14 protein-coding genes are annotated in these 19,864 nt (G+C 63.8%); all 14 read right to left on the reverse strand.

The features are described from left to right. Positions 1 to 97: 97 nt before the first annotated feature. Positions 98 to 2,878, reverse strand: coding sequence for an alanine--tRNA ligase (gene alaS, locus GEMMAAP_RS10065; protein WP_026850669.1), 2,781 nt, complete (start codon positions 2,876 to 2,878; stop codon positions 98 to 100). 42 nt (positions 2,879 to 2,920) lie between these two features. Further along, positions 2,921 to 3,577 (reverse strand): regulatory protein RecX, encoded by a 657-nt coding sequence (locus GEMMAAP_RS10070; protein WP_026850668.1) that lies wholly within the window; start codon positions 3,575 to 3,577, stop codon positions 2,921 to 2,923. 115 nt (positions 3,578 to 3,692) lie between these two features. Further along, positions 3,693 to 4,769 (reverse strand): recombinase RecA, encoded by a 1,077-nt coding sequence (gene recA / locus GEMMAAP_RS10075; RefSeq protein ID WP_026850667.1) that lies wholly within the window; start codon positions 4,767 to 4,769, stop codon positions 3,693 to 3,695. Positions 4,770 to 4,869: 100 nt separating this feature from the next. Further along, entirely contained in the window at positions 4,870 to 5,235 is a 366-nt protein-coding gene (locus tag GEMMAAP_RS10080) for a YraN family protein (RefSeq protein ID WP_026850666.1), read from the reverse strand. Positions 5,236 to 5,357: 122 nt separating this feature from the next. Beyond that, entirely contained in the window at positions 5,358 to 6,131 is a 774-nt protein-coding gene (locus GEMMAAP_RS10085) for a glycerophosphodiester phosphodiesterase family protein (protein WP_026850665.1), read from the reverse strand. 140 nt (positions 6,132 to 6,271) lie between these two features. Next, entirely contained in the window at positions 6,272 to 9,193 is a 2,922-nt protein-coding gene (locus tag GEMMAAP_RS10090) for a TonB-dependent receptor (RefSeq protein ID WP_026850664.1), read from the reverse strand. 259 nt (positions 9,194 to 9,452) lie between these two features. Then, positions 9,453 to 11,795: an FtsK/SpoIIIE family DNA translocase gene (locus tag GEMMAAP_RS10095; protein WP_053334473.1), complete on the reverse strand. Its 2,343-nt coding sequence runs from the start codon at positions 11,793 to 11,795 to the stop codon at positions 9,453 to 9,455. Between the two features lie 21 nt (positions 11,796 to 11,816). Beyond that, complete coding sequence (locus GEMMAAP_RS10100; protein WP_026850663.1) at positions 11,817 to 12,563, reverse strand: 2-phosphosulfolactate phosphatase; 747 nt, start codon at positions 12,561 to 12,563, stop codon at positions 11,817 to 11,819. Continuing rightward, positions 12,563 to 13,921 (reverse strand): acetyl-CoA carboxylase biotin carboxylase subunit, encoded by a 1,359-nt coding sequence (gene accC / locus GEMMAAP_RS10105; RefSeq protein ID WP_043581629.1) that lies wholly within the window; start codon positions 13,919 to 13,921, stop codon positions 12,563 to 12,565. Before accC ends, GEMMAAP_RS10100 begins: the two co-directional genes overlap by 1 nt. A 60-nt stretch (positions 13,922 to 13,981) precedes the next feature. Next, positions 13,982 to 15,160 carry a type IV pilus twitching motility protein PilT gene (locus GEMMAAP_RS10110; RefSeq protein ID WP_026850662.1) on the reverse strand — a complete coding sequence of 393 codons (1,179 nt, stop codon included), beginning with the start codon at positions 15,158 to 15,160 and terminating at the stop codon, positions 13,982 to 13,984. Positions 15,161 to 15,171: 11 nt separating this feature from the next. Continuing rightward, entirely contained in the window at positions 15,172 to 15,672 is a 501-nt protein-coding gene (accB, locus tag GEMMAAP_RS10115) for an acetyl-CoA carboxylase biotin carboxyl carrier protein (RefSeq protein ID WP_053334472.1), read from the reverse strand. A gap of 53 nt (positions 15,673 to 15,725) precedes the next feature. Then, complete coding sequence (locus tag GEMMAAP_RS10120) at positions 15,726 to 16,835, reverse strand: M24 family metallopeptidase (protein ID WP_053334471.1); 1,110 nt, start codon at positions 16,833 to 16,835, stop codon at positions 15,726 to 15,728. A gap of 17 nt (positions 16,836 to 16,852) precedes the next feature. Then, a complete protein-coding gene (aroQ, locus tag GEMMAAP_RS10125; RefSeq protein WP_026850660.1) occupies positions 16,853 to 17,293 on the reverse strand; it encodes a type II 3-dehydroquinate dehydratase in 441 nt (146 codons plus the stop codon). Then, positions 17,290 to 19,800, reverse strand: coding sequence for a tetratricopeptide repeat protein (locus GEMMAAP_RS10130; protein WP_026850659.1), 2,511 nt, complete (start codon positions 19,798 to 19,800; stop codon positions 17,290 to 17,292). The genes aroQ and GEMMAAP_RS10130 overlap by 4 nt, the downstream gene beginning before the upstream one ends. Positions 19,801 to 19,864: the final 64 nt, after the last annotated feature.

Below are 19,864 nucleotides of genomic sequence, written 5' to 3' on the forward strand. Positions count from 1 at the left end.
AGAGCGGGTGGTGGTGCGGGATCCATTCGCGCGATCCACTCACCAACCGTTGCAGCCGTGGCCATGCTTTGCTCCGCGCCGCCAGCGGGCACCATCATCACGCCACCGCCAGCCGCGCAACGATGTCGGCCACTGCGGAAAGCGCACGGTCGATCTGCGCGGCATCCACCCCCGCTTGGGCCATGTGCGGCTTTCCACCGCCCCGACCACCAACAGTCGCGGCGACATCACGCACAACGATGTCAGCCCGCAATCCGCGATCACGCACATCATCCGTGACCACCGCGAGCAGCGCCCCCTTCCCGTCTGCCAAAGCCGCGCCCAACACCGCCACACCACTGCCCAGCGCTTCCCGCACGGCATCACCGAGCGCCTGCAGTGCTTTCACGTCCGCCACGTCCACGCGAGCGGAGACATAGCGTACCCCCGCCTCGTCGGTCGCCTGCGCCACCAACTGCTGTGCGAGACCACCGCCCTGAGCACCACCACGCATGGCCTCATCGAGACGCTTCTCCAACTGCTTCCGCTCGTCCATCAGCGCTTCGAGCTTCCGGTCAATCTGCTCCAGCCCGGTAGCCATCCCCGACAGTGGCACCTTGAGTCGCGACGCGACCTGCAACAGCGTCCGTTCGCGGTCGGCCATAAACTGGAACGCCCGAGGGCCAGCCACGGCCTCTATACGACGGACGCCGGCGGCCACGCCCCCTTCGCTGACAATGCGCACCAGACCGATTTCGGAGGTGTTGCGCACGTGCGTTCCGCCACAGAGCTCCACCGACAACGACGGAATCTCGACGACGCGAACCACATCGCCATACTTCTCGCCAAACAACGCCATCGCGCCTCGTGCCACTGCTGCCGTATATGAGTCCTCGGCGATCGTTACCGGCACCGACGCCCACACCCCGGCATTCACATCGGCCTCGATGGCGGCCAACTGCTCGGCCGTCACTGGTCCGTGATGCGTGAAGTCGAAACGCAGTCGATCCGGTGACACCAGTGAGCCGGCCTGATGCACATGCTCGCCGAGCACCTTCCGCAAGGCGGCGTGCAGCAAGTGCGTGGCGGTATGGTGTCGCTCGGTATCCTTGCGCCGATCACGCGGCACGGCCGCATGCGCACGGCCAAAGGTGATTTCTCCAGAAGCGGTCCCGATGGCGGCGATCCGACCGTCAAGCTTGCGAACTTCGTTGACGACGACCGACCATCCCTCGCCGGTGATAGTCCCTTGATCGGACACCTGTCCGCCCGACTCCGCATAGAACGGCGTCTCGCGCAGCATGACCGCCACCCTACCGTCAGCCAGCTGGCGTACCGCCGTCACCAGCGTATCGACTTCGATCACGTCGTACCCCACGAACCGCCCAAGCTTCTCGAGGTGCTGCTGATCATGCGTCCACTGCGTGGGATCGGCGAAGTCATCGGCGCTCACGGCAATCTGCTTCGACTTCCGTTCGTCCTGCGACTGCTTGCGCTGCGCGGCCAACGCCTGCTCAAAGCCCGAGATGTCCACGAGATAGCCACGCTCGCGGGCCATCAACTCGGTCAGGTCAATCGGGAAACCGAAGGTGTCGTACAAACGGAAGGCATCTTCACCAGACAGCGTACCGCGCAAACGGGGCGACCCCTGCGTGGAGTTCTCAGGCGCCAACTCCTCAAAGCGCGACATCCCGGCATCGATCGTGGCGAGGAAGCGGTCTTCTTCGGCACGCGTCGTCTCGAGAATGTGCTTCCGCCGCACGTGCAACTCGGGGTACAGGTCACGCATGTGCTCAATGAGCGTTTCCACGACATGCACGAGCGTAGGCTCACGCCGCCCCAGCAGCCAGGCATGCCGCACCGCCCGACGGAGGATGCGGCGCAGTACATAGCCCCGCCCTTCATTGCTGGGAAACACACCATCCGCCAACAGGAACCCTACCGCACGGGCGTGATCCGCCAGCACGCGGAACGAGGCCGGATCGATCTCCTTGCCGTCCTTGCCCACCGCCTTGCCAAGACCAACACCCGGGCGATACGGATACTTGATTCCAACAACATCCTCCACCTTTTCGATGAGCGGACGGAAGCCGTCCGTGTGGAAGTTGTTCGTTACCCCCTGCATGACCGCCGCGATGCGCTCAAGCCCCGCCCCCGTATCCACAGAGGGCTTGGGGAGCGGCACCAGCGTCCCATCCGCCTGACGGTCATACTGCATGAACACGAGGTTCCAGATTTCCAGGAACCGGCCGGCCTCGGCGCCTTCCACGAAGGCATCCAGTGAATAGTCGGCAATGTCCGTATTCGTCCACTCGCCAGACGCATCGGCCGGGAACGCCCAGTCAGGTGCCATCTTGGCGAGGTCAACGTAGATCTCCGTACACGGTCCACACGGACCCGTATCGGCCATCTGCCAGAAATTGTCCTTCGCCCCCAGACCGTAAATGCGGTTGTCTGGCACGTTGGCCACATCCTTCCACAACTGACGCGCTTCATCGTCCTCGTGAAAGACCGTGACACGAAGATGCTCACGCGGGATCTTGAGCTCTTCGGTGACAAACTCCCAGGCGAAACGGATTGCGTCGCGCTTGAAGTAGTCCCCGAACGAGAAGTTGCCCAGCATCTCGAAAAACGTGTGGTGACGCGCGGTGTGGCCGACCTGCTCGAGGTCGTTGTGCTTGCCACCGGCGCGCACGCACTTCTGCGACGTGGTGGCGCGCCGCTTGCCTTCGGGCGCGTCCTCCATGCCGAGGAAGACTTTCTTGAACTGGACCATCCCGGCGTTCGTAAACAGCAGGGTGGGGTCGTCGGAGGGTACGAGCGAAGAGCTCGGACGGATGGCGTGGCCGTTCTTTTCGAAGTAGGCCAGGAATCGGGCGCGGATTTCGGCTGCGAGCATAAGTGGCTCAATATAGACAACTTGGAGAGCGACTGCAGCGGCCTAGTGCCCTTCGTGCAAGACCTCTTTGGCGATACGGCGGGCAATCGTACCTCCGTATCCGCGCCGCAGCAGAAACCCTAGCAGCTTGCGCTGCGCCGCCGCGGGGTCTTCGGCTGTAAGCGAACGGGCGCGCCTTACGGCGACGGCCCGACAGGCCGCCTCCTCGTCGAAGCCATCCTCAAGCATCGCGTCGGCGACCGCCTCAGAGACCGTGGGACCAGCCACCCCTTTTCGACGTAACTGCTGCTTCACCCGGGCCGGTGCCTCTCCCTTGCGCAGTCGGGCGGAGGCCTCGGCCTGTGCGACCTGCTCATCGGACAGCACCCCTGACTGTTCCAGCCGATCAAGGGCCTCGCGGATCTGCGCCGGAGTCGCGTCGCGCTTACGGAGCCTGACCTCCAATTCCCGGCGCGTGCGACGCCCGCGCGCCAGATAGTCCAAGGCGCGGTCAGCCAGGTCGGTGATGACGTGCTCGTGCAGCAATCGGTCGAGGACCGTGGGCTCGATGGGCATTCCGGCACGGGTCAGCCCCGTCTCGGCCATTACACCAATGCCGACGACGAGCTGACGCCCGTCACTGAGCGACAACAGATAGCGACCGGGGCGTCGCGGGGACTCCCGGAGCTCTTTGAGCAGGAGGGATTCGGAGTGAGTCATGGGCAAAAAAGAGCCGAGGGGCTACTCACGATGAGGAGTGGTGATCCGGGCACCACTTCCCACCGCGAGCAACCCCTCGGCCCTCACACACGCGTCCGGTATGAGCGGGCGGTGCCTATTCCTCCACTTCGTCTGCCGGTGCATTGGGGGCGGGCGCCGTCATGCCCAGCACCACTTTCACCTTCTCCTCAATCTCTGCCATCAGCACGGGATTGTCCTTGAGGAACATCTTGGCGTTCTCACGCCCCTGCCCGATGCGCTGGGAACCATAGCTGTACCAGGCGCCCGCTTTGTCGATGATGCCGGACTCGGCGCCAATATCGACCAGCAGCGACGTATGGCTGATGCCTTCGGCGTACATGATGTCAAACTCGGCCTGCTTGAACGGCGGGGCGACCTTGTTCTTCACCACCTTCACACGAACGTGCGACCCGATGACGTCTTCCTTTTCCTTCACGGGACCGATGCGACGGATGTCCAGACGAAGCGACGCGTAGAACTTGAGCGCCTTACCACCGGTGGTGGTCTCCGGGTTGCCGAACATGACGCCGATCTTTTCGCGCAGCTGGTTGATGAACACCACGGAGACCTTGGAACGGGCAATGGCACCGGTCAGCTTGCGCAGCGCCTGGCTCATGAGGCGCGCCTGCAAGCCGACGTGCGAGTCGCCCATATCGCCTTCGATTTCCGCCTTGGGCACCAGCGCCGCCACCGAGTCGATCACAATGACGTCTACCGCTCCCGAGCGTACCAGGATCTCGCAGATTTCCAGTGCCTGTTCGCCTGTGTCAGGCTGCGAGATAAGCAGGTTCTCGATATCCACCCCAAGCTTCTTGGCGTACTCGGTATCGAGGGCGTGCTCGGCATCGATGTAAGCCGCAACGCCACCCGCACGCTGGGCATTCGCCACGACGTGCAGACAGAGCGTGGTCTTGCCGCTCGACTCAGGACCGTAGATCTCGGTGATGCGACCACGCGGAATTCCGCCCACGCCGATTGCCGCATCGAGATTGATCGCACCCGTCGGAATGGACTCGACGCGAACCTTGGAGTCAGTGCCCAGCCGCATGATCGAGCCTTTGCCGCAGCTCTTCTCGATTTGCGCGACCGCGAGCGCCAGGGCCTTGCGCTTGTCGTCTGTAATTACCGAACCCGCCATGAGGACCGCCGTCGTAAGGGGTGAAGCTGCCATGCCCTGGCTCGCGAAAATCTAGGGAGAACGCGAGCAGGACCAAGACCCGAATAAAGTACGAAGAAAACGCGATGTGGACAACTACCGCAAGTGCCCGATTTCAGGGCAGTTCAAACGCATTGGGTATATGCCTGACACGGACAGTTTGACCGATTATCAGCACTCCAACCACGTCGAAGCGATACTGCGTGGTTTTGGAGCCGAACCGATCGACCCAGACCCGAGCCGACTTCCCGAGCTCCCACTGTTTCCGGTGGTGCACCGCTTCCACTGGCGACCCGAAGGACACGCCACGACGCGCCTTGACCTCCACGAATGCCACATGATTGTCACGACGCACCACCAGATCGATGTCGCGGTGTCCACTCCGAAAGCGGTGAGCCACCACCTGCCATCCATCCCGCATGAGCCAGCGCGCCGCAATGCGTTCGCCAAGCAGTCCAAGTTCCTGCCGCGCTTTCGTCATGGAGCGAGTTTACCGCCCCCCTCTGACAAAAGTCGCATCACTTCTTCGCCCATTGTGCGATAGCTACGCGGCACGTCGGCGGTGAATGCGGTTCTATCGCACGGACCTGGCGCCGTGGCCGCTCACCCCCCGCTGCGCGAGGCGAGAATGAGCCCCGGATCGTCGCTGATGATCCCGTTCACGCCCTTTCGCCACAGCCGATGAGCATGCGACGCGCTATTCACCGTCCAGATGTGCGTAGGGATCCGGTGCGGACGCATGGTGCGCACAATGGCCCCTACGGGTACGGGAATCCCGATATGCGCTGGGGGAATACACAGCGCGTGATACCACGAGGCCGCGACGGGGCGTCGGAGCAATGCGGGAACCACCAGTCCTGCCGCCTCCGGTTGGCTTGCCCCTAATGCCACATTACCGCCCCGCAGCGGACGCGTGCTTTCCGGATCAAACCCGGCGACGATAATGCGCCCTGCGAGCTTGTGACGGGCAATCGCCGCTTGCAGCATGGACGTCGCGGCGGCCGTCTTCAGCTCAATAATGAGCGGGAGCGTAGCAGGCAGCGCATCGATAACCTCATCGAAGGTCGGCACGCCAACTCTTTTTCCGCGCCAAGGGAAGTCGCGCCCGTTTCGCGAAAATCGCGCCCCCGCGTCCACGTCGCGTAACTCGGCCGCCGTTCGGCTGGCCACCGGTCCCTTGGCATCAGTCGTTCGATCCAACGTCGCATCGTGCATCAGGACCAGCACGCCGTCCTTGGAGAGATGCAGATCGAACTCCACGGCATCGACCCCCAACGCGACCGCTTCCAACAGGCTGGGCAGCGTGTTCTCAGGGGCGTGCGCCCGGTTGCCGCGGTGACCAATCACCGGCCGAGCGTCTGGATCAAGCAGGATCATCTGCGCAAGATAATGCCTCGCCCGGGTATTCCGAACGGACCGTCGGCAACGCCGAAAAACGACAACGGGGCGACACCCGAAGGTGCCGCCCCGTCGCAACTCACACCGATGCGATGTGAGGGGACGCCAACCCTGTCTCGTTAGAAAGAGTACTGGATTCGCGTCATGATCATGCGGCCGATCTCCGGCACGCCCGGGAAGGTACGTACACGGTTATCGAACATGTTGGTCGCGTTCAGCGACCACATGAGTCGCTGGCCGCCGAGGTCAAAGCGCTTGGAAACCTGCGCATCCACCAGGAACTGCTCGGGGACGTTTTCGTAGCAGAATGTGCCGGCCGGTGCCGGGCTGCAGCGATTGGCACCGCCTGACGCGTTCGCTGCCGCGCCGGTCTGCCCGGCAGCCAGTGCGTACGCCACGTTGGTGGCATAAACACCGGAGTTCACCGGATACGCTTCTGCATACCGGCCACGGAGGTCAAAGCCCAGGCCATTGTCGTCGTTCTTGTAGCGCATGCCGAGCGAGCCACGGGACATCGGGGAGTTCGACATAAGCGGCTGGTTGTTGCCGCCGTCGATGCCCTGAAACACGTTGCGGCTCTGCCAGCTGTAGGCGAGGTCAAGCGTCACGCGATCGGTAGCACTGACATCTACCGCCATGTCGACGCCACGGACCCAGATCTTGCCGGCTGAGGTGAGGTATGTGGCATAAATCGCATTGGCCGCAGACGGCTGGTTGGCAAAGGTGACCACACCGACTGGGAGCGCCGCCACGCTGGGAGTCAGCGCCGTCGCAACGCCGCCCGCCAGTGCCTGAATCTGTTGGAGCGACAGTCCCAACGGCTGTGAGGCGAAGAACGCCCCAAGCTGCTGGCCCATGTATCCACCCAACTGCTGCGGGTTCCCGAAGAACACGTTCGGGGTGGCAACGGCCGCGGAGGTGCCGACGTCGCCACGTTCCTGGCCCCAGCCAGCAATGTCGTAGCGCAACTTGTTGCCAATGATGCCCTTCCACCCGATTTCAAACGTGTTGTTGAACGATGCCGCCAGGGGACGGATATCCTGCAGCTGTGCATCGGTGACCGCCGTCGTGGGGGCGGTGATATACGACACGCGCGTGGCAAGATCGGCGGACGTGGGAGAACGGCTCCCCAGGTACTGCACGGCACCCGTGGCCAGCGCCGTCGCCTGTGCCGCGGTAAAGCCGTTCTGCTGCAGGGCGGCCGCAATACCCGGGATCAAGCGCGGGGAGAGCGCCTGAATGGCGCCGGGGAATGCGGCAGCGGCCGAAGTACCGGTGAAGTTCCCGCCGTTGGCGTAGGCCGACTTCATGCACAACGAGCCCAACGCACTGCCGTTGCAGTTGCGCGCGAACTGGAACCCTTCCTTTGGCGGATTGCCGCGCGCCCGGATATCGAATCCGGAACCGCCCACATTGGGCGACTGAATGAGATCGAGGAAAAAGGAGAAATTGGCGGGCGTCGAGAAGGCCCGGTTGTACGTGAACCGAATATTCTGATTTTCCGCCGGCTTGAGAATGATGGCGGCCCGGGGCGAGAAGAACTGGCCCTTGATGACATTGTTCCCGTCACCACGCGCCGCCAGTAACACCTCGAGGTACTTGTTCGGACGCGTCGTGGACTGCACATACGCCCCGTACTCGGTGACGTTGTCCACGTCCTCATTCACGCCGTTGATCGTGTTTCCCGTCTGCGGGTTCGTCCAGATGTAATCGACGCCGTAGGTGAACGTCTGCTTCTTGCCCATATCGAACCCGTGCTGAACCTGACCAGCCGCCACTCGCGACTTGTCAACGATGGGCTGGCCCGAACGCAGCAGGTATGTGCCACTGGCATCCTGCGCATCGTCATTGCCGGCGTTGCTGCTGTTCAGGAAGGCCTGGGCAAAGAACTTGTTCCAGCGGAAACGCTGCTGGACGCTGAGATACGTCCAATTCTTGATCTGCGCCGATCCATTGGCGCCCGTGAGTTCGATGCCGCTACCGACCTTCGTGTAGCCCACCGTCGTAATGGCTTCGGTATTCACCGTGGGCCGAACATCGACACGCGCTTCGCCGGTGAAGCGCTGGAGATCAAAGTCACGCTGATTGGCCAGCCCGCGGCGCGCTGCGGGAACGTTGCTCGTGCTCGGGAACAGCGTGGGCTCACTGCGATCGTTGTACTCCCAATCGCGCCCCTGCATGTATTCGCCGGAGAGCTTGAAGGCCACGTTCTCATTGAGTTTCTGCGCCGTCCGCACACCGGTACGGATCACCGAACGCTCGCCGCCGTCCACGCTGATCGTCGTCCCCTGTGAATTGAAGGGCGACTTCGTGATGACGTGCAGCACACCGTTGGAGCTGTTCGGACCGTACAGCGCGGACGCCGGCCCGAGCAGCACCTCCATGCGATCGATGTCTTCGTTGGTGCCCGTAAACAGGAAGGGTACGTTCACGCGCAACGACGGCACGCCGGCAAAGCGGTAGTCCTGCAGCATGAGCATGGACCCGCTGAACGCATTGTTGAAACCACGGGCCACCACGTTGGCCTGCGCAATACCGCCCCGATTGATATCGACACCAGGCGTGGTACGCAGGTGATCGGTAACCGTGACGGCGGGCGTGGACTCGATCCGCTCACTGGAGATCACCGAGATCGACGCCGGTGCATCGAGCGCCTTTTCCGGCCGGGCGCGGCTGGCCGTCACCACGGTTTGTGAGAGGGTGGATACGGCTTGATTCAACGCAAAATTGACCACCTGACCGGGACGGACATTCTGGACGGCCTTGCTTTCGTAACCGATCAGCCGCGCCGTTACCGTGTACGAGGCGTTGGCAAGTCCGACCACGCGGAAACTGCCGTCCGGCCCGGTGATCCCGCCATATGCCTGTCCGCCCGCGGCCTGGGCCTTCACGCCAACATTTTCGATTGGCCGCCCGGTCGAGGCATCGGTCACCTTGCCGGTGATCGAGCCCGACTGCGCGTCAAGCTGCGCGGCGGCCACGGGCACTATGCCCAGCGCCAGCACGGCAGACGCGATTACACGACGGAAAAACAGGGACATCACACACCTCGTGTGGGAGGGAAAAACTTCGAGGTTCGGCGGGGCGACGATGATTCGCCGCCACTGAGGTAGGAATCCGCTCATCCGGTACGCCGGTGGGATATGCGGAATGTCCCTACGTTGGCGGAGTGAGCCTTACTCGTCAATACACAAACGAGACAAAGCGGCGTTAAAGCAACCAGAAACGTTGGCGGAGGACTCCTGAGCACGGGGCCAGTCGAATACTTGCCATGCCCAGCGTTTCGACGCCGCGCCGAGTTTACGCCTCGCCGCAGATGCGGTCCAGATCCTGCACCCCGACGAGCACATCCCGTGGACGGGCCGCACCTTCCGAAGGCGCCAGCACCCCCGCAGCTTCGAGTTGATCGATAATGCGTGCCGCCCGGCCGTAGCCAATCTTCAGTCGGCGCTGCAACAGCGAGGTCGATCCCTGACGGTGCTGGATCACCACTTCCGCCGCCTCCCGGAATCGGGCGTCGCGATCATCGGACCCGGTGGCGTCATCGTCGTCGTCGCCGGCCGCTTTCGCCTCCTGCGCCCGGACCGTTTCCAGAATGTCAGGTTCCGAATAACCGGGACCGCCAGCCGCATCCGCCTCCAGGCGAGCCCGCGCGTCGTCATACCATCGCAGCAACTTTTCCGTATCCTCGCTGGACAGATACGCGCCCTGCAAACGCGAGGGCTCCGATTTCCCAGGCGGAATGAACAGCATGTCGCCGTTGCCCAACAGCGCTTCGGCCCCGGCACCGTCGATGATGGTCCGGCTGTCCACCTGCGAGGCGACCCGAAAGGCAATCCGGCACGGGAAGTTCGCCTTGATGAGCCCTGTGATCACGTTCACGCTGGGACGCTGGGTGGCCAGAATGAGGTGAATGCCGATAGCACGCGCCTTCTGTGCCAGCATGGCGATCGGCGTCTCTACCTCGCCTTGCACCGTCATCATCAGGTCGGCCATTTCATCAATCACCACCACGATATACGGCAGAATCCCGGCGGTGTACGTCCGATCTTCAAAGGCCACATCGGGACTGCGGGGCTTGAGCACTGGCCCCCCCTCGCCAACCGCGTGCTGCGCGACGCGCTTGTTGAACTCCTGCAGGTTCCGGCAGCCGTTGGCTTCAAGCAGCCGGTAGCGATCCTGCATCTCCATCACGGCCCACTTGAGTACCGCCGCGGCGTCACGGTTATCAGTAATGACCTTGTGCCGGAGATGCGGCAGCGTGTTGTACACGCTGAGTTCCACCATCTTCGGATCGACCATCAGAAAACGCAGTGTCCGCGGCGTGTGCCGATAGACCAGACTGGTGATGATCGTATTCACGCACACGGATTTGCCGGACCCGGTCGCACCGGCAATCAGCAGGTGCGGCATTTTGGCGAGATCAGCCAGCACCGGCCGCCCCTCCAGATCCTTCCCGAGCGCGATCGGCAGCGCCGCGCGCGCCGAGCGAAACTCCGCCGCCTCCAGCACCTCGCGTAGCACGACCATTTCCGGCGTGGGGTTTGGTACTTCCACGCCCACCGCGCCACGACCGGGAATTGGCGCGACGATGCGAATGCTCGGCGCACGCATCGCCAGCGCCAGGTCATCGGCCAACGCGGCAATTTGCCGTACCTTGATGCCGGCCGCCGGTTCAATTTCGAACTGTGTCACCGTCGGACCGGTCGTCCGCCCAACCAGTTCACCGTCCACCTTGAAGGTGCGCAAGGTGTTCATGAGCTTTTCACCGGCCAGATCGAGTTCGCGCTTCCCCTGATCCGCATTGCGCACAGGGGCTGCCGTGAGCAGTTCCGTGGGCGGCAGGTCCTCGCTGAATGCCGCCGGTTCCGCCTGCTGGTCGAGCGCAGCCTCCACCGACTCTTCGCGCGAGTCCTTCCCCTTCCGGCCCTTGCGGTCGGCTACGCCGTCACGCGCTGGCTCGGCCGGCGCGTCTTCCACCACCACATCCTTGTTGCGCGAGCGGGTCGGCGACGTACTCAGCACATCGCGCGCCAAAGCGGGGTCGATCGCCGGCATCTCTTCCGGGTCCGGAGCCAGCCGCTCTGCGAGCGTCGGCGTCCACGCGGGCCCCGCCGCCTTCTCTGCCCCCGACGTCCCCGGACCAACCAGCAACCGAATGGGGTTCCACCGCAGCGTCGCGACAGTCAGGGCACTGGTGGCAAGGACAAAGGCGATCCACGCACCGGCCGTCCCCAGCCCTTTTCGCAGATAGAAGGCCGCAAAGCTACCCCACAAGCCTGCGCCATCAGAAGCGGCCGGTTCACCACCCAGAGCCAATCCAATGGCCACGGGCACCAACATGACCGTCCCGGCAAAGAGGAGCGTCCAATCGGAGGCATCATCCGCCCGCCGAATGCGCCCGAACATGGCCAGCGCCACCACAAGACACCCAAGAGCAATGAGCACCATGCCGGGGATGCCAACGGCAGAGACGAGGATACAGCGTGCGATGGTCCCGGCCGGCCCGAACGGTCCAACGGCATCTCCGCAGGACACACTGCTGGACGGCGTCCGCTGAAACATCAGTGCGCCCACCAGGAACACCGACAACAGACTGAGACCAATGGCCCCCAGTTCGCGTCGCAGCAGCTGTTTTTCCATGCCTCCTCCGGACGCCGACCGCTAGCGCGACGCCGTCACGCCGGCCAACTGCAGTTGCCGGTCATGGTAGCGCACCGCGACATCAAAACGGTCCAGCGATAAGCACGCCTGTACATCCGCTTCAAATCCGTTCGCGGCGAGCGAGCGGGCATGGGCGGCCTCAAATGCAACACTCGCGATTCCACCCACAAAGGGACGCTCGACGGCCTCGGCCACGCGCGCGCCATCACCACGCACCACATCGTGCCGACCCTCGGCAATGCCGCGCACCAGACGACCCGCGCACACCACATCTTCCAGCGCGAGATGTCGTTCATGACCGGCACACACCACCGTTACGTCGGCGCCGTCATTCAACGCCTCACGTACGGCCGCCACCGTCGCGGCCGCATTGACGAATGCCGCGAAAAAACAGCTGCGCGCGCCCTGCGCCGACGTCAGCGCGGCTGTGCCGTTGGTGGTGCTGTACAGGATGGTTCGGCCCGAGACCGCTTCGGCCGTGTACTCCAACGGCGAGTTCCCGAGGTCAAAGCTCTCAGGCCGAACCATGCGCCGCTCGCCCGCCAGTTGCACTTCCCCGCGGGCATACGCCTTGGCCCGCATGACGGTTTCTTCGATCGTCTCGAACGGAATCACGGCGCGGGCGCCGTTAGCCAACGCCGTCGCCACCGTGGTGGCGGCGCGCAGGACATCGATCACCACCACCACGCGATCGGCCACATCGGCGGGCGCCACGGGGGCCTCGCCGAGCAGCACGTCGATTCGCACTAAGACGGGTCCCTGAGGAGGTCCGCGCCTTCAAACTCGAGCCACTTGGTGTGCACTTTACCCGCCTGGAAGCCGGGGTGTTGCATCACGCGGGCCAGAAACGGCATGGTGGTCTTCACCCCCTCCACCACAAAACTCTCCAAGGCAATCTGCATGCGCTTGAGGGCTTCCTCGCGCGTGTTTCCCTGCACGATGAGCTTGGCAATCATCGAGTCATAATACGGTGGCACGGTGTATCCCGCATACGCATGCGTATCAATGCGCACTCCCGGACCGCCGGGCTGATGAAACACTTCAAGCTTGCCGGGCGACGGCTGGAAATTCCGCGACGGATCTTCGGCGTTCACGCGGCACTCGATGACGTGGCCACGGAACGGCGGCACTTCCTTCACCGACAACGGCAAGCCGGCCGCCACGCGGATCTGTTCCTTCACCAGATCCACCCCGGTCAGCATCTCGGTGACCGGATGCTCCACTTGAATGCGGGTGTTCATCTCCATGAAGTAAAATGAGCCGTCTTCGTCGAGGAGCATTTCAATGGTGCCCGCGCCAACGTAGTTGATGGCCTTGGCCCCACGTGTTGCCGCTTCCCCCATGCGCTCCCGCAGCTCGGGCGTCATCACCGGGCACGGTGCTTCTTCGATCAGCTTTTGATGCCGACGCTGAACAGAACAATCGCGCTCGCCGAGGTGAATGACATTGCCGTGCATGTCCCCCATGACCTGAAACTCCACGTGACGGGGACGTTCAAGGAACTTCTCCACGTACACGTCGCCGTTGCCGAAGGCCGAGAGCGCTTCGGAACGGGCCAGTTGGAAGGAGCGCAGGAAATCATCGGGGTCGCGGGCCACGCGCATCCCCTTGCCGCCGCCACCAGCCGCCGCCTTGATGATGACCGGAAAACCGATACCACGGGCGAACTCGAGCGCCTCCTCCGGATCTTCCACCGGTCCCGGGGACCCTGGCACGATGGGGACCCCGACCTCCTGCATTGCCCGCCGGGCCGACGCTTTGTCGCCCATCACGCGGATTTGCTCGGGGGTCGGGCCGATGAACGTGATGCCCGAGGCACGACACGTTTCCGCAAACTCGGCGTTTTCGGCCAGAAACCCATAGCCCGGGTGGATCGCATCCGCCCCGGTAATTTCCGCGGCCGCAATGAGCCGCGGGATCTTCAGATATGATTCACGACCCGAGGGGGGCCCAATGCACACGTCATCGTCGGCGTACCGGACATGGAGCGACTCACGGTCAGCTTCCGAGTACACGGCGACCGTCTGGATATCCAGCTCACGGCAGGCGCGAATTACGCGGAGGGCGATTTCCCCGCGGTTGGCGATGAGGACCTTTTTGAACATCCCCTATGGTGGCGAGGTAACGCGCTTGCCGCCAGCCCTTTACACCGCCCGGTTACCGCTTCAGCCGGCGCTGCTGCCCGGCTTGAAGCCCGAAAATGAGGTGTCGCTCGCCCCGTCCACCCCCTGCACCCGCAGCGCAAACTCGGCCGGGTTGGTGGCATTGAACAGCGCATTCTCGTAGGAGATCACGCCACGCGAGTACCAGTTCATGAGGGACTGGTCGAAGCTCTGCATCCCGTACGCGACGCTGCCTTCCTTGATCAGGTCGGGGATATTCAGCGCCGAAGACAGGTCGCGGATCTGGTCGCGGACGGCTTCCGTATTCACCAGAATTTCACAGGCCGGGACGCGGCCGGGCTGATCGGCGCGCGGTACCAGTCGCAGTGAGACCACCGCCGACAACGCATTGGCCAGTGCGAAACGCACCTCGTTCTGCTGGTGCGGCGGGTAGAACGACAACACCCGATTGATCGTCAGGGTCGCGTCCGTGGTGTGCAGCGTGGAAAAGACCAGGTGACCGGTGCCGGCGGCCTTGAGTGCCACCTCCAGCGTCTCAAGGTCACGGATTTCACCGATCATGATGACATCCGGGTCCTGCCGGAGCACCCGACGCAACGCCTGCGAGAAGGAGGAGGTGTCGGTACCGACTTCACGCTGGTTGATGTGACACTTCACATCACGGTGCACAAATTCAATGGGATCTTCAATGGTGATGATATTCGCGTTGCGGCGCTCATTGATGTACTGAATCATGGCCGCGAGCGCCGTGCTCTTCCCGGAGCCCGTCACGCCTGTCACCAGCACCAGTCCACGCGGCTTGAGCGAGATGTGCTCGAGGACCGAGGGCAGATTGAGGTCGCGAATACTGGACGCCGCGTGCGCGATGGCGCGCATGGCGAACGCCACGGTGCCCTTCTGCTGGTAGACGTTGACGCGGAAGCGACCGATGCCTGGCACATTGATGGCGAAGTCTGATTCGCGCATCTCCACGAACTCGCGCAATTGCGCTGGCGGAAGCAGATGTTCCGCCAGCGCTCGCAATTCCTCGGGCCGCATGGGCGGCATTTCGAGGGGAACGAGGTCTCCGTGCAATCGCAGCGTGGGAGGACGGCCGACCTTGAGATGCAGGTCGGACGCCCCTTCTCGCACCATACGCTGGAGCGCAGCCTTGAGGTCAAGGCCTGTCGCCGGTGTCGCACTGGGGGCGGCGCCAGTCGCGGCGCCGGAGACCATCGTCATGTCGTCATGTCTCAGCCGGTTGGATCAATGCGGTAGAGGACTTGGCCGTATTCCACCGGATGCGCGTCGGAGACACTGATCTCACGGACGACCCCGTCGAACTCCGACTCTAGCTCGTTCATGATCTTCATCGCTTCGATGATGCAGACGATCTGGCCCTTGCTGATACGATCGCCGACCGACACGTACGGCTTCGCACCCGGCTCTGGCGCCGTGTAGAACGTCCCCACCATGGGCGACTTGATCTCGAGGGCCGCAGACTTCGGTGCCTCGGCTTTCGGCACCACCGTCCCCCCCTCCTCTGCAGGACGCGCTGCCGGCGCGGCAGGCAACACGGCTGGTGCGGGCATGGGCATGGCAGCCGGCATGGCCTGCGCTACGGTTACGCCGCGCTGCTGCGGACTCTTCGAGATACGGAGCTTCATCCCCTTGTCGGAGGAGATCTCAATGGAATCCACGGTGGAGCCGTCGAGCATCTCGATCAGCTTCTTCACGTAGCGCAGGTCGATCATGGCGGGAAAGGCTGGGGAATGCGCGGCAACCCAAAGGGCCGACAGCGCAGAGATCAGGCGATTTCGAGCAACTGCCGAGGGAAACCGGTAAGTACCCGGGCCCCGGCGTCTGTGATCAGGACATCGTCCTCGATTCTCACCCCACCCCAATCCGGGCGATAGATGCCCGGCTCGATAGTGACCACCATACCAGTGGCAAGGGGAGCGTCGACGGTTCGGGCCAAACGAGGCGACTCGTGCACTTCCAGACCAATACCATGGCCCAGTGAATGCCCGAACGCCTCGCCGTACCCACACGCGGCAATGTAGTCTCTTGCCACCGCATCTGCAGCCATCCCCAGCATACCGGCCCGAACCGCACCCGAAGCGCGAATATTTGCTTCCAGAACGATGTCATAGACTTCCCGCTGTTCCGCAGACGCGCTCCCTAGAACAACCGTCCGGGTGATATCCGAGCAGTATCCGTCCGCCACCGCTCCGAAGTCCAGCAGCACCAGATCACCTTTGGCGAGCAGGCGATCGGCGGCGCGCGCATGAGGAAGGGCCGAGCGAGGCCCCGACGCAACAATGGAAGGAAAAGGAAACGCCTCGCTTCCAGTCTCCCGCAGATGCCGCTCCAACCGGCCAGCGACCGCGGTCTCCGTCAAGCCGGGCACCAATTCCTTCAGGGTGTGCTCCAGCGCCGTTTGCGCCATTTGGACCGCTCGCTCAATCGCGGCCACTTCGCCAGGGTCTTTGACCGCTCGCAACGTCTCCACCAACTCAATGGCCGGCCGCCATTGCCAGCGACTGCCCTGCTCCAGCAACCGGGCGAAGTCACGGTGCATCAGGTGTGCGGACTCAAAGCCGATGCGCTCGACCCCGGCCATCCCCACAATCGCCGGCCAGAGTCCGGTCCAAAGGCTGGTGGGCTCGATGCGAACCGTAGCGGCCCCGCCTACTTCATCCCCGACCTGCGTTTCGTAGCGGAAATCGGTAAACAGGACACATTCGCGCGCCGTGACGAACAGCAGCGCACTGCTCCCCGAAAACCCGGTGAGGTAGCGGATGTTGGGGAGCGCCGTGACGAGCAGGCCATCCAGGTCGGCGCGGCCAATCGCGTCTCGTAGGGCGGCGAGACGGCGGGGCCGGAAGTCAGCGGGTACCTCTGCATCAGCGCGCATGGCGCGATGCTACGCCTTCAGCCGCGGGAACGCAACGTATGGATGAGGCCGCGCAGCGCAAACTCATACCCGTGCGCTCCGAATCCACAGACCATCCCCAACGACGCGCTCGCGAGCATGGAGTGACGGCGCTCAGGTTCACGGGCGTGAATATTGGACAAATGCACTTCAACGAAGGGAAGCGCGGTGGCCGTCAGGGCATCCCGCAACGCGAGGCTGGTGTGCGTGTAGGCCCCAGCGTTCACCACGACACCGCTCACCACCCCGCGCCAGGCGTGTAGCTGGTCAATGAGCTGCCCTTCCCCATTCGCCTGATAGTCTCGCAGCTCGACGCCGAGGGATTCGGCGACAGGCACGAGACCGGCCAGGATGTCTGACAGCGAAGCCGTCCCGTAAATGGACGGCTCACGTGTACCAAGCAGGTTGAGATTGGGGCCATTCAGCACGCCAATGATCACGCGTTCCCCAATCCCTTGAGCCAGGCAGAGAACTGCGCCAGATCGTCGCTGGTTCGCACCGAAGGGTCGCTCTCCGCCATGCTCGCTGACGGGGGCTCAGCCGATGGAGCCGCCGCACTGCTCGCGGCAGGGTCGGGGAAGAACCGGTCAAAGGAGAAATCCCCCCCACTGCCAACGGCCGGTGCTGACATCGGCGTGGCGGGACCAGCGGCGGACACCGCCGGGGATGACGCGTGAGGAGTGGGAAATGCGGACGATCTGATTGGCGTGGGCTGACGTACGGCGCCATACGCCGGAGTGGGCTCCCGTGAGACGCCCGGGTCGCCAAAGAAGCTGTCGGCGAACGAATTGCCCACAGCCCCCGTCTCCAACGGCATTGGCGCGAACGCGTCGGCCAATACCTGAGCAGCGTCATTGTCCTGCGCTTCCGCCGATGCACCGAACAGGGCCGCGAGCGAGTCTGGCGACGGCACGCCCTCCGACTGGAGCGCCGGAGTAGGCATGGGCGTGGCCGACAACGGGGTCACCGACGCGGACGCGACGGGCGTGGCCGCCCGCGGTGGGGTGCGGCGAGGAACTCGTCGGGCCGCCAATGCCGCGAAACGCTCACGCGCGGTGTACAACGACACGGGCGCCGCCGCCGTGACCTGTTCCTGCAGTTCTGCCAGGCGCGCCGACAACACGGGATCGTAGGGACGGCGACGTACCAGCTCCTCGTACACAACCACGGCCCGATCGACAAATCCCTGCGCGACGAGCAATTCGCCCATGGTTTCCGTTACGAATGCCGGAGCCGACTCGGTCGCATCCGCGGACTCGTCGTCCGACAGTTCGTCCACCGACACGTCGTCGGGTTCCCCACTCGCACGGGCATCTTGCTCCATGGCCTGCACAATGGCCGCAACATCGTCAGACGGTGTTCCACTGGCGGCCAGCCACGGCAACTCTTCGCGCGGGTCCGCCGCACTGACCAGATCATCGACTTCGTCGAGGGCGCCAATGGGCACTGCCTCATAGGCCGGCGACTCGGACGTGATCGCCGCGTCCAGCAATGGGCCGGCCTCGCCCACCACCTCATCGACCACCTCATCGACCACCTCATCGACCACGGTATCCGAGCCATCGACAGCCACCTCAACTGTCGGGCCATCGGCAGCCCCGACATCGATGAACTGGAGGGCGTTTTCTGGCGTTGGCGTTGTCCACGCTGGTGTAGACCAGGCCGGTGTCGGCGACGCGCTCAGCGCCACCAGATCCGCCTCTTCGCCAAGAACTTCCGGTTCGGGCAACGGCAGAGGCGCGACGACTGGATCCCGCGGCTCACGGCCAAACGCTTCCGCCGCTTCTGGGAGCACCTCAACACTGAGTGGCGTAACCTGCCGTGGGGTTGGCTGGCGCGACGTGAACTCCGTCGTATCCGGCCAATCCGCAGTGACCAACCCCTCTTCAAATTCAACCGCCAGATCGGACGGTGCCGGCGTCTCGGTCGGCTCGGCCGAGGTCAGCGCCAGAGTGGACTCTTCGGCCGGCAGCTCTTCTTCGAAGCCGAAGGGATCATCCGCCATCGCCTGACCAGTGGGTGCGTCAATCATCGGGCGCGCTTCCGCCACCTCAACAAACGCTACCTCAACCAATTCACCGACGTCAGCCGCCAGCGGCTCCTCTGCCACCGGCGCCTCAGCTGCAGGCGACTCGGTCAGGGGGTCGAAGCCAAGGTCAATGGGCTCGGCAGGCGTGTGGCTGAGCTCCACTTCCACCACCGCGGCGTCGGTCGCCTCTGCCCCCAAGGCATTGCCGGCCGATTCAATAGCTTCCAGATCGAAGAATGCATGCGACTCCGGATGCCGGAGGCTCGCATTGACCTCGTCGAAGTCAACGGCGCGCATGGCGGCGTCAGGGGTCGGCGCCAACGGCAGGTCGCCCACCGCATTTTGCGGATATGGGGGAGTCGCGATTGCCCCCAGATCCGTCCGCACCGGGATGGCCCCGAGGGACAGAAAGTCGAGATCCTCAAGGGGCTCGGCGGACGGCGCAGAGGCCGAGGGCTCCTCGGCTACCACCGCGGGTACGGCCACCGGCGGGGTTCGAACCGCCGCCATGGGACGTATCGGGGTCGCCAGAGCGGCCAGCTGATGCGCGATGTCGTCGTTCCGGGGGTCCGTTTCGAGAGCCCGCTCATACCACCGCCGTGCGGTAGCCGTGTCACCAACCTGCCGGGCAATATGCCCAAGATGGTGCAACGCGATGAGGTTCTCGGGATCGAGCGCCAGAGCCTGCTCGAATACCACCCGACCCTCGTCCAGTTCGCCACTCTCAAAGAGGGCCTGGCCGAAGACGATATACCCACTCATATGACCGGGCTGCTTGGGCAGGTGCTCGCGACAGAGCGCGATGGCCTGCGTCAAGTCTCCGGCTTTCCGGAGTTCGTTGGCCAGCGGCGCAAAAAAGCGGCGCGGGTTCTCCTCGAACTTTTTCCGGAGCTCGTCGATCCGGGCGGCAGTGCTCATCCGTGCGTTGCCCTCAAGGTGGTATCCCGCGCAGTTGCCGGTGTCACACCGGCGGCATCCGGCA

The organism is Gemmatimonas phototrophica (genome assembly GCF_000695095.2).
Taxonomy (GTDB): domain Bacteria; phylum Gemmatimonadota; class Gemmatimonadetes; order Gemmatimonadales; family Gemmatimonadaceae; genus Gemmatimonas; species Gemmatimonas phototrophica.